The sequence below is a fragment of the Mesorhizobium sp. M7A.F.Ca.CA.001.10.2.1 genome, assembly GCF_003998575.1.
Taxonomy (GTDB): Bacteria; Pseudomonadota; Alphaproteobacteria; order Rhizobiales; family Rhizobiaceae; genus Mesorhizobium.
In genome coordinates this window covers 1-13,730 of record NZ_RZQY01000094.1, presented here as the reverse complement: position 1 = coordinate 13,730, position 13,730 = coordinate 1, and the positions used below count along the sequence as shown (strand labels likewise).

Below are 13,730 nucleotides of genomic sequence, written 5' to 3'. Positions count from 1 at the left end.
GGGCGTGGCTGGGCTTGGGAGGAAACCTGTTCAGGGGCATTCTTGCCGGTTGCGGCGCAGACCGCAGGTGTAGAGCCTTCAAACAGCCTCTGAGACGTTTGGGCGCAGGCTGACGGCCATGGTTGCAACCAAATTGGCTGCTTTGCGTTGCGGCCATGATGGACAACAAACCTTTTGAAGTGCCGGTCGTCGTCGAACTTGGCCACGTCGGCAAATATCGCCACATCCGCAGCGCCCAGGAGGCCGCGGAATGCCTGATGACGGTGTGGCCGCTCAATCGCGGCCCGCGCCATCGTGATGCCCTCGACACTTGCCTCAAAGTGCTGGAAGGTTATCGTTCGACAGCGGATGCGCGCCGGGCGCTGATTGAAGCCGCCAAGGAATCGGAGGTGCTGGTGCCCGACGACAGACTGCCCGACGACCGGCTGCATTGAGCAGACGGACCTTTCAACCGGAGGTTTTCCATGGCGAAGCTGACTTACAAGATCGTCGAACATGACGGCGGCTGGGCCTACAAGGTCGGAGCGACCTTTTCCGAGACGTTCCCCACGCATCAGGACGCATTGCGTGCGGCCGAAATCGCCTCGGCCGAGCAGCAGGTCGCCGGAGCGACCGACGGCATCCAGTATGAGGACGCCGAAGGCAAATGGCACGAAGAACTGGCCGACGGCCGCGACCGGCCGCAGACAGAAGTGTCAGATTAATTCGCTTTCGCCGTTGATGTTGAGCGGTCCGGCAGGCGCCGACCGCAGCGCCGTCCGAGAGAGGACGCGCCAGCGGCCAGCGATTGGCCTTGCGGACTAGCCCTTGAACATGGCTTTCCAGAAAATCGGTATCCGCTTTTCGGAAATCGCGTTCTGGCTATTTGCCGCAATACTGATCGTTGACGTTTTGCCCAGCGTTAGCGTCCGGGCCTGGCGTGTTGTGGGCACATGGGCCTATCGCGCCGGTATTGCCTTGGGTGTTCAACCCGGAGCCGTCACTGATGCTTCCCGTGGTATAGGGATCGACAGTTGTCTGATCGTTGTTGCCGAATAGCCACCAGTCGCGATTGTTGGAATACCTGTCGTCCAGTGACTGCGCCATCGCCGATGTTGCGAGACCGATCGTCAGAACAGATGCTGCGAGAATTTTTGTAACCATTGAATCACTCCGTATCTTAGCCGCCTTGGTGCGACACTCATAAAACCCGGTAGTCAGCCGAATGGTTCCTTGAAATTGTCGTGAGGCTCAGGTGAGGCCCCTGACCAGCAAAGCCCGGCCGGCGATGCGCTCGATGAACGCGGCGGTTCGCTCCGGGACGACGAATTGCTGCATGTGCCCTATTCCCTCGAACGGTTCGAACCTAGATCCTTGACGTCATCGGCTCGCCTTGGCGGCGCGAAGATGACATTGCGGCTACCGTCGCGCCGCGCTATCTCAGATCACTCGCCTTCCCAGGCCACACGCCTTGCCGGAGCCTTCCATGCCTGAAATCGTGACCGCCGCCATGCTCGTCATTGGCGATGAGATTCTGTCCGGCCGAACCAAGGACAAGAACATCGGCCATCTCGCCGACATCATGACGGCGATCGGCATCGACCTGAAGGAAGTGCGTGTCGTCCCTGACGAGGAAGACGAGATCATCGCCGCGGTGAATGCCGTGCGCAGCCGTTACACCTATGTGTTCACCACCGGCGGCATCGGTCCGACGCATGACGACATCACGGCCGATTCCATATCCAAGGCTTTTGGCGTGCCTTGCGAATACGATGCCCGGGCCTATGCGATGCTGGAAGCAAGCTATGCCGCGCGTGGCATCGAATATACGCAGGCCCGCAAGCGCATGGCGCGGATGCCGCGCGGCGCCGATCTCATCGACAATCCGGTGTCGGTCGCACCTGGCTTCCGCATCGGCAACGTCCACGTCATGGCCGGCGTGCCATCGATTTTCCAGGCCATGCTCGACAATGTCGTGCCGACGCTGAAGGCCGGCACGAAGATGCTTTCGGCGACCGTGCCCTGCCCGTTCGGCGAAGGCCTCATCGGCGGGCCGTTGGGTGATATCCAGAAAGCGCATCCCGATACGATCATCGGCTCCTACCCGAAATATGGCGACGGCAAGTTCTGGACCGAGCTGGTCGTGCGTGCCCGCAGCCAGGAGGCGCTGGACGCCGCCCGCGCCGACGTCGAGGCGATGGTCGCCGGCTTCGCCAGCAATCCCGGCTGATCTGGTCCAGACCGGAACAAAGCACGACGCTGCAACGTTTCCCCGGCACGAGTTCGCCAGCTCGTAAATCGAGGGATTGTCATGCGATTCAAAACCATCGTCGCCATTCTGCAGAACGAGCAGGACGCCGAGCGCGTGCTCGACTGCGCCATTCCGCTCGCCACCCGGTTCCAGAGCCATCTGGTCGGCATCCATGCCGAAACACTTCCCGTGCCGTACACCTCGGCCACAGGCTTTCCGGACACCGAATTCCTGCAGGTTTCGGCAGATATGAACCGGGAACGGGCCGAGAAATTAAAGGCGCTGTTTCTCAGACATATCGAGGATTCCGGTCTTTCCTTCGAGTGGCGAAGCCTTGAGAGCTTTTCGGGTGACAGCGCGCTGACCGGGATTTCGAGCGTGCGGGCCGCCGACCTGATCATAGCGGCGCAGCGCGAAACGGGCGGCGATTCCAGCGCGGACGTGGACACGCTGGTCTACGATGCCGGCCGGCCGGTGCTGGTGGTGCCGCACGAGGGTCCGCTGATCACCACCTTCAAACGCGTCTTGCTCGCCTGGAACGGCAGCAAGGAAGCGGCGCGGGCCGCCTTCGACGCGCTGCCCTTCATCATCGAAGCCGAGAAGACTGACATATTGGTTATCGACCCTCCTGAAACGCTCGACGACAGCCCGGAGGCCGCCGGCGCCGAAATCGCGTCGGCGCTGTCGCGCCACGGCGCCACCGTCAGCGTCTCGGTGCAGCAGTCGGGCGGCAATTCGGTCGATGACATCATCCAGACCAGAATCGCGGAAACCGGCGCCGATCTGCTGGTGCTCGGCGCCTACAGCCATTCATGGCTGCGTCAGCTTCTGTTCGGCGGCGTGACGCGCAGCGTGCTGCGCACTGCGCCGGTGGCAGCCTTCCTGTCGCGGTAGGTCCACAGCGATCGCTGGCCCTTGCCTTTGCCAAGGCCCTTGCTCTTGCCAAGATGGGGGCTTTCCAGCTAATTCCGCGCGCATTCCCCTGTTTTCCTGCGCGCGATCCCCGCGTGCTGTGGAGTGCGCGACATGTCCCTTCCCGAAAAAGCCTTTCCGGTCTCCTGGGACCAATTCCATCGCGACGCCCGGGCGCTCGCCTGGCGGCTTGCCGGCGCCAACAAGGGACAATGGAAAGCGATCGTCTGCATTACGCGAGGCGGGCTGGTCCCCGCGGCGATCATCTCGCGTGAACTCGGCATCCGCGTCATCGAGACGGTCTGCGTCGCCTCCTATCACGACTATACCAGCCAGGGGCAGTTGCAGGTCCTCAAGGAGATCACCCCTGCCCTGCTCGCCGACGACGGCGCCGGCGTGCTGATCATCGACGACCTGACCGACACCGGCAAGACGGCCGGCATCGTGCGCGCGATGATGCCCAAGGCGCATTTCGCCACCGTCTATGCCAAGCCGAAAGGCCGGCCGCTGGTCGATACTTTCGTCACCGAAGTCAGCCAGGACACCTGGATCTATTTCCCGTGGGACATGGGCTTCACCTACCAGAAGCCGATCGCCGACGACCACGCCGGCTGATTCGCAACTACCTGCCTGTTACAGACCAGCAGCTTGCACCCGGGCATGATTGCTTTCGCAAACAGGTCCGGCAGGGCCGGATATTTAGCGAAATCGACGTCTATTGGCGGAAATCGGCCAGGCGAATGAAATTTTTTACTTTTATTGCCGACAATTAGCCGTAAGATTCGTGAGACGGCAAACGATTCCGGAGGCTGGGGCTAGCTTCTTCGATGTTGACGAGGCCAACGACACACAATCATCTGGCCGAAAGGGTCCGACGGCTCTTCGGCACGGCGCCGTGCCGCCTGCAGGTTGCCGCCCTGCCCTGGCGCGACGCGGGAGACGGCGTCGAAATCATGCTGATCACCAGCCGCGATACTGGCCGCTGGGTTTTGCCCAAGGGCTGGCCAGAGGCCAGGGAGCCGCTCTGCGAGGCCGCGGCGCGCGAAGCCGGCGAGGAGGCCGGGCTGCGCGGCCGTGTCTCTCATCTTGAAGCCGGCCGTTACTTCTACGCCAAGGTCCTGGCTTCCGGCGAAGAAGTGCCGTGCGAGGTCCTGGTGTTTCCACTGCATGTCGACAAAGTCGCGGACCGCTGGAAGGAAAAACACTCACGCACCCGCAAATGGGTCCGTGCGAGCGAAGCGGTGCGCATGGTCAACGAACCCGACCTTTGCCAGATCATCGCCTATTTCTGCGCCGACCCGCACAGCTTCTCCTGACGGGCGGCCACACCGCTCTCTTTGCAAAACGGGACTGGCTTGCAAAGGCTAATGCATGTCGCCCAAAAGTGACCTCGGTTTTGGGAGAACGACATGCATAAAAGCAAGGACCTAAAGCGGGTCGCTTGAATCCGTTCAAGCGCGACACGCTTTAGACACGCGTTGCCGCGCTTCGACATGAATGCTTTGCTAAGGAATCAAGGGTAGGATTCGGCAGCTCTGGTATTTTTGATCGATGGCGAATCCCGCAAATCCAATTCCAAACGAGTCCGACGACCCCCAGCGCGAGCATCGTCCGCGCGTGCTCAAGGGTGGGTCGATCATCACCGGAATTTCGAATTCGGAAGTCGGTTGCACGCTGCGCAACCAGCACGAAGGCGGCGCCGAACTGAAGATACCGCTCGAAGCCCGGGTCCCAGATCGGTTCCTTCTCTATGTGCCGCTCGACGGCATTGCCTATCGGTGCGAGGTCCGCTGGCGTCGCAACGACCGTATCGGGGTGCAGTTCACCGGCACCGAGCCAAAGCCCCGGCTGCATTACGGCTGACGCCCGGGCAAGCTTGCGCGCGGAAAATCGTGATCCGCGCCTGCATTCTATCCCCGTTATCCACATATGTGACACACAAGATGTTGGGGTCACAAAAGCTACGCAAACGAATCCTTGACGGCGCAAAACGAGTCGCCTTTTATAGGCCATGTGCTCCTGTTGAGAGTGCGACCGGAAAGTTCTGAGCCCGGTCTTTTTTCCCGGATTATGTGCGTTTTTGCTCGCATTTCCGCCTGTTTACGAGGCCGGCGGAAGCGTTGGGATTGTGGGGCGGTTGGGGACGATAGGGACAATTGTCGGGCTTGAATAAATTGTCTGTTAATACTATATTTAGTGTTTGCAGGTAGGTTCGACGCTAGATAGTGTGAATTTCCCTCGACCGAGGGAATCGGAAAAAATCAGTTTTGAGGGACCCGCGGGTTCGTCGGCGCGTTGGGCAGGCGCTTCGCAAGGAGTTTGACCAGCAGGGCCGGCGGAGACCGCGAAAATGGAGAGCCGGCCGTTTTCGAACGCCCGGCAGACGGCGGACATGCGCGTTTCGCATCGGGGGCAGAAATCCCTGGAGGAAAGCGCTATATATAGACAAAAGGGACCGGACCAATGCGCATCGAGCGTCGTTTCACCAAGCCAGGACAATCTGCCTATGCGGAGATCGAATTCCGCAAGGCGCTTTCGGAGATTAAGAATCCGGATGGTTCGGTGGTGTTCCGCTTGGACAATATCGACGTGCCGGCGCAGTTCTCCCAGGTCGCAGCCGATATCCTGGCGCAGAAATATTTCCGCAAGGCCGGTGTGCCGGCGCGCCTGAAGAAGATCGAAGAGAACGACGTCCCCTCCTTCCTGTGGCGCTCCGTCGCCGATGAGGCGGAACTGGCGAAGCTGCCGGAAGCCGAGCGCTACGGTTCCGAGATCGACGCACGTCAGGTCTTCGACCGGCTTGCCGGCACCTGGACTTACTGGGGCTGGAAGGGCGGCTACTTCAAGGGGTCGGAGGAAGACGCGCGCGCCTTCCGCGACGAGCTTGCCTATATGCTGGCCACCCAGCGCGTCGCGCCGAACTCGCCGCAATGGTTCAACACCGGCCTGCACTGGGCCTATGGCATCGACGGCCCGAGCCAGGGCCACTTCTATGTCGACCCGTTCACCGGCAAGCTGACCAAGTCGAAATCCTCCTACGAGCATCCGCAGCCGCATGCCTGCTTCATCCAGGGCGTGCAGGACGATCTCGTCAACGAGGGCGGCATCATGGACCTGTGGGTGCGTGAAGCGCGCCTGTTCAAATACGGCTCCGGCACCGGCTCCAACTTCTCGCTGCTGCGCGGCGAAGGCGAAAAGCTGTCGGGCGGCGGCCGCTCGTCGGGCCTGATGAGCTTCCTCAAGATCGGCGACCGTGCGGCGGGCGCCATCAAGTCGGGCGGCACCACGCGCCGCGCCGCCAAAATGGTCATCGTCGACGCCGACCACCCCGATATCGAGGAATTCATCGACTGGAAGGTCAATGAAGAGCAGAAGGTCGCCTCGCTGGTGACTGGCTCGAAGATCGTCAAGAAGCATCTCGAAGCGATCATGAAGGCCTGCGTCAACTGCGAAGGCAATGGCGACGACTGCTTCGATCCGTCGATCAACTCCGCCCTGAAGCGCGAGATCAAGGCGGCCAAGAAATCCGCCGTGCCGGAGAACTACATCTACCGCGTCATCCAGTTCGCCAAGCAGGGCTATAGCTCGATGTCGTTCAAGACCTACGACACAGACTGGGATTCGGATGCCTACCTCACGGTTTCGGGCCAGAACTCCAACAATTCGGTGTCGCTGAAGGACAATTTCCTGCGCGCCGTCGAGGACGATGCCGACTGGCACCTGACCGCCCGCAAGGACGGCAAGGTGCTGAAGACGCTGAAGGCTCGCGACCTCTGGGAAAAGATCGGCTATGCCGCCTGGGCGTCCGCGGATCCCGGCCTGCATTTCAACACGACGATGAACGACTGGCACACCTGCGCATCGGCCGGTGCGATCCGGGCGTCCAACCCGTGCTCCGAATACATGTTCCTCGACGACACGGCCTGCAATCTCGCCTCGATCAATCTGCTGCCCTACCGCAACGCCGACGGCACGATCGACATCGCAGCCTACGAGCACACCGTGCGGCTGTGGACCATCGTTCTCGAAATCTCGGTCATGATGGCGCAGTTCCCGTCGAAGGAGATCGCCAAGCAGTCCTACGAATACCGCACGCTCGGCCTCGGCTATGCGAATATTGGCGGCCTGCTGATGACGTCGGGCATTCCCTACGATTCCGATGAAGGCCGCGCCATCTGCGCCGCACTCACCGCAATCATGACCGGTGTCGCCTATGCCACCTCGGCCGAGATGGCCGGCGAACTCGGCGCCTTCGCCGACTACGACCGCAATGCGCAGAACATGCTGCGGGTCATGCGCAACCATCGCCGTGCCGCCTATGGCGAGAAGCAGGGCTACGAGAAGCTTGCCGTCAATCCCGTGCCGCTGGTCGCTTCCGACCTGAAGCAGCAGGACCTTGCGACCCACGCCAAGGCTGCCTGGGACCGCGCCATCGAGCTCGGCGAGGAGCATGGCTACCGCAATGCACAGGCGACCGTCATCGCGCCGACCGGCACGATCGGCCTGGTCATGGATTGCGACACCACCGGCATCGAGCCCGACTTCGCGCTGGTGAAGTTCAAGAAGCTGGCCGGCGGCGGCTATTTCAAGATCATCAACCGCGCCGTGCCGGAAGCGCTGCGCACGCTCGGCTATTCCGAAGCCCAGATCGCCGAGATGGAGGCCTATGCGGTCGGCCACGGCAACCTCAACCAGGCGCCGGCCATCAACCCCGGCGCGCTCAAGGCCAAGGGCTTCACCGACGACAAGATCGCCGCGCTCAACGCAGCCTTGAAGTCGGCCTTCGACATCAAGTTCGTCTTCAATCAGTGGACGCTCGGCGCCGACTGGGTGAAGGAGAATTTCGGCTTCACCGACGAGCAGCTCAACGATTTCTCGTTCGAGATCCTGCCGGCGCTCGGCTTCTCCCGGAAAGATATCGAGGCCGCCAACATCCACGTCTGCGGTGCGATGACGCTGGAAGGCGCGCCGTTCCTCAAGGCCGAACACCTGGCGGTTTTCGACTGCGCCAGCCCGTGCGGCAAGATCGGCAAGCGCTCGCTGTCCATCAACAGCCACATCCAGATGATGGCGGCTGCACAGCCCTTCATTTCCGGCGCCATCTCCAAGACCATCAACATGCCCAACGATGCGACGGTGGAAGACGCCAAGGGCGCCTACATGCTGTCGTGGAAGCTGGCGCTGAAGGCCAACGCGCTCTACCGCGACGGCTCGAAGCTGTCGCAGCCGCTCAACTCCTCGCTGCTCGCCGATGGCGAGGACGACGAGGACGAAGCCGTCGAGCAGCTGCTCGCCGCACCTGCGGCAGCACGTGCCGCACAGATCACCGAGCGGATCGTCGAGCGCATCATCGAGCGCGTGTCGCGCGAGCAGGAAAAGCTGCCCGGCCGCCGCAAGGGTTACACGCAGAAGGCCAAGATCGGTGGCAACACCATCTTCCTGCGCACCGGCGAATATGACGATGGCCGTCTCGGCGAGATCTTCATCGACATGAACAAGGAAGGCGCGACCTTGCGTGGCCTTCTCAACAACTTCGCCATCGCCATTTCGCTCGGCCTGCAATATGGCGTGCCGCTCGACGAATATGTGCACGCCTTCACCTTCACCAAGTTCGAGCCGGCCGGCATGGTGCAGGGCAACGATGCCATCAAGAGCGCGACATCGATCCTCGACTACGTGTTCCGCGAACTGGCGATCTCCTATCTCGGGCGCAACGACCTCGCCCATGTCGACCAGTCGGACTTTTCCAACACCGCACTTGGCCGTGGCATCAGCGAAGGCAAGACCGATGCGGTTTCCAAGGGCCTGACTCGTGGCGCATCGCCGGTGAAGCTGGTGTCGCGCGTCAGCGGCAACGATCCGAAAGGCTTTGCGGCCCCGTCGGGCGCCCCTGCCCGCTCGGCACCGACCGCGTTCTCCGGCTCCAACGTGCTGGCGCTGAAACCCGCCAGCGACGAAGCGGTCGCCTACAAACGCGACTATGAGGAGCGGGCAAAGGAACTGGCCGAGGACATCGCCTTCGAGGAGGCGGTGGGTGCTGCTTCCGATACCACGGCGGGATTGTTCACCGACGTTGCGGCCGTTGAGGCGGCCGAAGCGAAGAAACTCGCCAACGACCGCCGCGCCAAATCGCTGCTCCAGGGCTACACCGGCAATTCCTGCTCCGAGTGCCAGAATTTCACTATGGTGCGGAACGGGACTTGTGAGAAGTGCGATACGTGCGGTTCGACCAGCGGGTGCAGCTGAGGAAAGTCTGAAGCGCTAAAACGCAACATCATCGGCCCGGTCGTAAGATTGGGCCGAAATGGTAAAAGGAACAAAAGAGGAAACTCATCTAAAAAATTTAGATCGCGCACTTGTGCCAGAAACACCAAAGCCGACCCAAACTGGGCCGGCTTTGGTACCGCGAATAAGCCGGAGCCCACGCGGGGCGACGAGACCGAAATCCCATCTCCTGTGCAAAGGTATCATATGGGGAGTCGGTTCTCGGAGTCGAGGTAGCTCAGGCAACTCCAGAAGAAAGATACCTAAATGACCACCAACGAACGCAAGACTTTCGACATTGGACGAAGCTCGAAGAGCGGCCAATTCATTCCTGTGAAGGAAGCAGAGCGCCGGCCGAACACAACCACAGTCGAGCGTGTGCCCAAGCCCGGCTTCGGAGACACCAAGAACGAGCCGCCGAGCAGAAGATAACACCTTGAGTTTGTCCGTCGCTCGACTGCGGCCGGCAAACAACTTTGCCCAAGAAAGCTGCATGTGGTGTTCTTTTGTCAATGAATGCCACCATGTTGATTTTATGGACTTTTTCCAGTATTCAATTAGAATTTAATTGATTCGAAGTGACTTCAGGGTTCGCCGAGTAGGGCGGTACTATGACAGGGGGATTTTTGGGACACTGGATGCCAACCTATGATGCAATTGGAATTCATTCCCCTCAGAATAACTGAGTACAAGCCAAATCCCCGTCAGACTACGGTGCATCAAACTGGTGTGGCGCTCTGTGACGACGGATTGAGGTATTTTGTTAAAGGGATGGGCGGAGAGGTCGAGGTTTGCGCCACTGAGTGGATATGCACGTCGTTCGCAAGGTCTCTGAATCTACCCGTTCCTCCGATGAAGGTGCTTCAGACTCCAAGCGGAGCCCTTGTATTCGGCTCACAAGCGATCACGCATTGCATGAGCGACCTAGAAGCCAGCATGCTGCTTCTTGATGGTCCCGGCAATCTCAACGTGCCAGGCATCCGCAACTTGCTTTCAGCCACCTATGCTTTTGATCAGTTGATCTACAATCCTGATCGGCACGATCACAATTTTCTGTTCCAGCGGGCGGGCTTGATTGACGGTCAAGAGATCGCCAATCTGCACATAATTGACTTCGGCAGCTCAACAATCTTGAATGACAATGCCATAGTTGGGCTTGCTCAAGGCATGCCGACGGTGCAGGTCGGTAAAAAGATACGGAAAGTACACGGTTTCTCTGTGGAATTTGCCAGATCGTTCCTGGACCGGTTTCATAAAGGTCGTGCGCTTATCTGCGACAATGCAATGATAGGGCTACCAACGGATTGGTTGTCAAAAAATGCACGAACTTCGCTGATAGCTAGAATCTTGAGTCCGGAATTTGGACGCCAAATCGACGAAGTGGACGAAGGAATCCGCAGTGGTGCATATCTTTAACTACGCTCTAATTCGCTTGGTGCCATTCGCGCACCGTGGCGACGTTTTGAACGTAGGCCTAGTCGTGTTCAAGTCCGATCGCCTTGATGTGAGATTGAACGCTTCTCCCCAGTTGTTGAACTATTTCAATGTCAGTTCGCGGGCGGTTGAGTGGATTGCGACGCACCTCAGGGAGTCTGACGATCCATCAATCGAATTGGACTCTCGAGTGGCTCGACTTTCGAAGGCTACGGGCTATACACTTTCAGAGATTGGGTGGTTTACGATCGATTCAGACAATCAATACGAGCAAAGAATATCGGACATAAACTCCGAATATATTGAGAAACCAAAAGGGCAATCGGCCAAGAAGAAAGCCGGCAGCAAACTATCCAAAGACCTTCGCAAGATATTCAAGGAATACGACGTCTTTAGTGGAGATATTCACGATATCGATAGGCATCGTGTTGTGGCCAATCTTCCGGTTGGCCCATCTGGGAAGCTTCATATCGACTTCATGCTGAAGAACTCTAGATATCATGCGACTGAGACCATAGACTTTACTAACTCTGATCACGCGGGATCCGCTGAAATTAAGAATGCCGCTTTAGCTAGCGTAACCTTTCAACATGCAAAAGACACGCTGTCCAATGTAGGGATTAATTGTTACTTAGTTTTTTCTGCCACCACCTTGGTAGAAAGAGCAGTCGGCCCTGCGCTCAAGATAGCTCAAAGGGAAGCAATTGAATCGTTCAATATGGAAAGTCGCGAGGATAAGGCCCGATATCTCGATATAATTTTGAACGCCGCAGGTCATAAATCACTTTGGCGGAGTTAGTTAGTCGGCTAATTGTTTAACGCAATTGCGACTCGTCCAGCCATCTGCTCAGTCTGATTTGGCTCTTACCTTTGGCTCTTAGCCAGCCGGCGACACCCGCAACGTCTGCTCGTCAAACAACGGTTCGTCCTGGCCGATGCGGACGAACAGCAGCTTGCGCCCCTCACCTGCCGCACCTCGAAATACTGGATGCCGTCAGGCGTTTATCCCGGTCAACCGCACGGCGGACCCGGGATCTCGTCGGGGCTGCCCAGTGCTTTCAGCCCCTCGGTGTAAGGCGTCGAATTCAATGAGTTGTTTGCATCTGGCCATGCCTTCGGCCTGCCCAGATCAAAGCCTCTCAGCATGCCATCTCAGATGGTCGTCCATGAAGCTGGAGATGAAAAGATACGAGTGATCGTATCCATCCTGCATCCGCAGCTTTAGCGGAATACCTGCTTTGGCGCAGGCCGCTTCAAGCAGCCAAGGCCTCAGCCCGTCGTCAAGAAATCCGTCCGACGTTCCCTGATCGACCAAGAATTCGGGGAAACGGTATCCGTCGTCGATGAGCGACGTCGCGTCGCAGGTTCGCCACGAAGCCTCATCCTTCCCGAGATATTTCTCAAAAGCCGGTCTCGACCAGCCGGCGGTGCTTGGCTGGGCGATCGGGGCGAACGCCGAGCAGCTCTTGAAACGTTGCGGATTCTTCAAGGCAATCGTCAGCGCGCCATGCCCGCCCATCGAATGGCCAAAGATTGCCTGGCGCGCCATATCGGCTGGAAATTCAGCCGCGATGAGAGCCGGCAACTCCTCGGTGACATAGGAATACATGCGATAGTTCTTCGCATAAGGCTCTTGCGTCGCATCGAGATAGAAGCCGGCGCCGGAGCCGAACTGCCAGTTGTCTTTTTCATCCGGAATGTCGGCGCCGCGCGGGCTGGTGTCGGGACAGACGACGATCAGGCCAAGCTCGGCGGCCATGCGCCTGTACTCGCCCTTGTCCATTACATTGGCGTGGGTGCACGTCAGGCCTGAGAGATACCACACAACGGGACAAGGCGCCTCCCGCGCCTGCGGAGGTTTGAAAACGGCAAAAGTCATGTCGCAACGGCAACTCGTCGACAAATGGGAATAGACGCCCTGCACGCCGCCATGGGCTTTCGTTTGAGAGATGATTTTCATGTGTTCTCCACGTTGCGGGTCGGATGACGGTCGGCGCCACCACTGCCACCCAGCGGCAAGCACTTGCGTCCTGCCATCCTATGGTTCCTGTGTCGACGGATCTCAGCGCGGAAAAAGAACCTCGCCCATTCCGAGCACTGCGTTATCCCCGCCATATTTGCGCGGTGCGCTCCCCAGAAGCGGCCGTTTCAAAATGCCCTCGGCGATCAGATGACGATCGATGATGGCGGCGAAAACGCTCTCGGGTGCGCCACATTCGACGAAGCTCGGCGACATGCGTGCCGGCGTGCGATCGAGAAGGATCGAACCGCGACGCATCAGATAGCCGGGCATCTCGCCGGTGCCACCGGCCACCACCAAGGTGCCGGCGATCATGCGGCTGCCGGCGTGGTCGCCGGAGCCTTTCAGCACCGCGATCAGGCCGCGCCGCATGCGGTCCGCAGCGAAGGCGCCCGCCTTGCCCCTGACGATCAACACACCGCCGTTCATGCCGGCCAGTTCCCCGACGAGCGGCGCACCGAGGTGGTCGCCGGCATTGCCTGTTATCTCAAGCCTGCCGCCACGCATGCCGGAGCCGGCGTATGGACCCGCATTGCCTTCGATCGTGAGCTCCCCACCGCGCATGGCGCGCCCGGCCTGGGCGCCCGCATTGCCAACGAGGCGAACCGACCCACCCCGCATGCCTTGCGCCACAAGGTCAAGGCGCGTGCTTCCGCCTTCGAACACGATGTTTGTCGGATCGCTGCCGGCGACGCGAAAAATGTCGCCCACCTTCGATCCGTGTTTCGACATGCCGATCTGGATTCTTTCGACGTCGCGCCTTTCGATCCCGGCCAGCCGCTCCGGCGTCAGCGGCGATAGGTCAAGGCGCTCCGGCGGCTCGGCAACCAGGGTGAAGGTCAGCGCCTTCATGGCAGCATATCCTTCAGC

Annotated in this window: 14 protein-coding genes; 12 read left to right on the top strand and 2 right to left on the bottom strand. The window is 59.6% G+C overall.

What is annotated here, in order from left to right:
* The first annotated feature begins 155 nt into the window (after nucleotides 1–155).
* From EN964_RS09055 to EN964_RS09005, 12 genes are all read left to right on the top strand, one after another.
* Nucleotides 156–434, top strand: a complete 279-nt coding sequence (locus EN964_RS09055) for a DUF982 domain-containing protein (protein ID WP_013532012.1) — start codon at nucleotides 156–158, stop codon at nucleotides 432–434.
* A 30-nt stretch (nucleotides 435–464) separates the two neighbouring features.
* Entirely contained in the window at nucleotides 465–704 is a 240-nt protein-coding gene (locus EN964_RS09050; protein WP_013532013.1) for a DUF2188 domain-containing protein, read from the top strand.
* 103 nt (nucleotides 705–807) lie between these two features.
* Nucleotides 808–1,038, top strand: coding sequence for a hypothetical protein (locus EN964_RS39365; RefSeq protein WP_164754462.1), 231 nt, complete (start codon nucleotides 808–810; stop codon nucleotides 1,036–1,038).
* A 427-nt stretch (nucleotides 1,039–1,465) separates the two neighbouring features.
* Nucleotides 1,466–2,209, top strand: coding sequence for a competence/damage-inducible protein A (locus EN964_RS09040; RefSeq protein WP_127271427.1), 744 nt, complete (start codon nucleotides 1,466–1,468; stop codon nucleotides 2,207–2,209).
* A gap of 81 nt (nucleotides 2,210–2,290) precedes the next feature.
* Nucleotides 2,291–3,124 (top strand): universal stress protein, encoded by an 834-nt coding sequence (locus EN964_RS09035; RefSeq protein ID WP_127272270.1) that lies wholly within the window; start codon nucleotides 2,291–2,293, stop codon nucleotides 3,122–3,124.
* Between the two features lie 132 nt (nucleotides 3,125–3,256).
* Nucleotides 3,257–3,757 carry a xanthine phosphoribosyltransferase gene (gene gpt / locus EN964_RS09030; protein WP_006200882.1) on the top strand — a complete coding sequence of 167 codons (501 nt, stop codon included), beginning with the start codon at nucleotides 3,257–3,259 and terminating at the stop codon, nucleotides 3,755–3,757.
* 212 nt (nucleotides 3,758–3,969) lie between these two features.
* A complete protein-coding gene (locus tag EN964_RS09025) occupies nucleotides 3,970–4,458 on the top strand; it encodes an NUDIX hydrolase (RefSeq protein ID WP_127268765.1) in 489 nt (162 codons plus the stop codon).
* Between the two features lie 235 nt (nucleotides 4,459–4,693).
* Entirely contained in the window at nucleotides 4,694–5,005 is a 312-nt protein-coding gene (locus tag EN964_RS09020) for a PilZ domain-containing protein (RefSeq protein ID WP_127268764.1), read from the top strand.
* Between the two features lie 600 nt (nucleotides 5,006–5,605).
* Nucleotides 5,606–9,388 carry a vitamin B12-dependent ribonucleotide reductase gene (locus tag EN964_RS09015; protein ID WP_127272269.1) on the top strand — a complete coding sequence of 1,261 codons (3,783 nt, stop codon included), beginning with the start codon at nucleotides 5,606–5,608 and terminating at the stop codon, nucleotides 9,386–9,388.
* Nucleotides 9,389–9,673: 285 nt separating this feature from the next.
* On the top strand, nucleotides 9,674–9,838 hold the full coding sequence (locus EN964_RS37610) for a hypothetical protein (protein WP_164775765.1): 165 nt from the start codon (nucleotides 9,674–9,676) through the stop codon (nucleotides 9,836–9,838).
* A gap of 216 nt (nucleotides 9,839–10,054) precedes the next feature.
* Nucleotides 10,055–10,822: a HipA family kinase gene (locus tag EN964_RS09010; RefSeq protein ID WP_127269462.1), complete on the top strand. Its 768-nt coding sequence runs from the start codon at nucleotides 10,055–10,057 to the stop codon at nucleotides 10,820–10,822.
* Nucleotides 10,806–11,639 (top strand): DUF3037 domain-containing protein, encoded by an 834-nt coding sequence (locus EN964_RS09005; RefSeq protein ID WP_164748676.1) that lies wholly within the window; start codon nucleotides 10,806–10,808, stop codon nucleotides 11,637–11,639. The genes EN964_RS09010 and EN964_RS09005 overlap by 17 nt, the downstream gene beginning before the upstream one ends.
* A gap of 330 nt (nucleotides 11,640–11,969) precedes the next feature.
* On the opposite strand, the gene fghA is transcribed toward EN964_RS09005, so the two are convergent.
* Together fghA and EN964_RS08990 are read right to left on the bottom strand one after the other, a co-directional pair.
* The gene (fghA, locus tag EN964_RS08995) at nucleotides 11,970–12,800 is read right to left on the bottom strand and encodes an S-formylglutathione hydrolase (RefSeq protein WP_127269460.1); all 831 of its coding nucleotides are present in this window, start codon (nucleotides 12,798–12,800) and stop codon (nucleotides 11,970–11,972) included.
* Between the two features lie 102 nt (nucleotides 12,801–12,902).
* Nucleotides 12,903–13,730: formylmethanofuran dehydrogenase subunit C (locus EN964_RS08990; protein WP_245490637.1), on the bottom strand; the 828-nt coding region annotated here is incomplete at its 5' end.

What these genes read in the sequence shown, in the direction of transcription:
- EN964_RS09055 (WP_013532012.1), top strand. Translation starts at nt 156, where the DNA reads ATGATGGACAACAAACCTTTTGAAGTGCCGGTCGTCGTCGAACTTGGC.
- EN964_RS09050 (WP_013532013.1), top strand. Translation starts at nt 465, where the DNA reads ATGGCGAAGCTGACTTACAAGATCGTCGAACATGACGGCGGCTGGGCC.
- EN964_RS09040 (WP_127271427.1), top strand. Translation starts at nt 1,466, where the DNA reads ATGCCTGAAATCGTGACCGCCGCCATGCTCGTCATTGGCGATGAGATT.
- EN964_RS09035 (WP_127272270.1), top strand. Translation starts at nt 2,291, where the DNA reads ATGCGATTCAAAACCATCGTCGCCATTCTGCAGAACGAGCAGGACGCC.
- gpt (WP_006200882.1), top strand. Translation starts at nt 3,257, where the DNA reads ATGTCCCTTCCCGAAAAAGCCTTTCCGGTCTCCTGGGACCAATTCCAT.
- EN964_RS09025 (WP_127268765.1), top strand. Translation starts at nt 3,970, where the DNA reads ATGTTGACGAGGCCAACGACACACAATCATCTGGCCGAAAGGGTCCGA.
- EN964_RS09020 (WP_127268764.1), top strand. Translation starts at nt 4,694, where the DNA reads ATGGCGAATCCCGCAAATCCAATTCCAAACGAGTCCGACGACCCCCAG.
- EN964_RS09015 (WP_127272269.1), top strand. Translation starts at nt 5,606, where the DNA reads ATGCGCATCGAGCGTCGTTTCACCAAGCCAGGACAATCTGCCTATGCG.
- EN964_RS37610 (WP_164775765.1), top strand. Translation starts at nt 9,674, where the DNA reads ATGACCACCAACGAACGCAAGACTTTCGACATTGGACGAAGCTCGAAG.
- EN964_RS09010 (WP_127269462.1), top strand. Translation starts at nt 10,055, where the DNA reads ATGATGCAATTGGAATTCATTCCCCTCAGAATAACTGAGTACAAGCCA.
- fghA (WP_127269460.1), bottom strand. Translation starts at nt 12,800, where the DNA reads ATGAAAATCATCTCTCAAACGAAAGCCCATGGCGGCGTGCAGGGCGTC.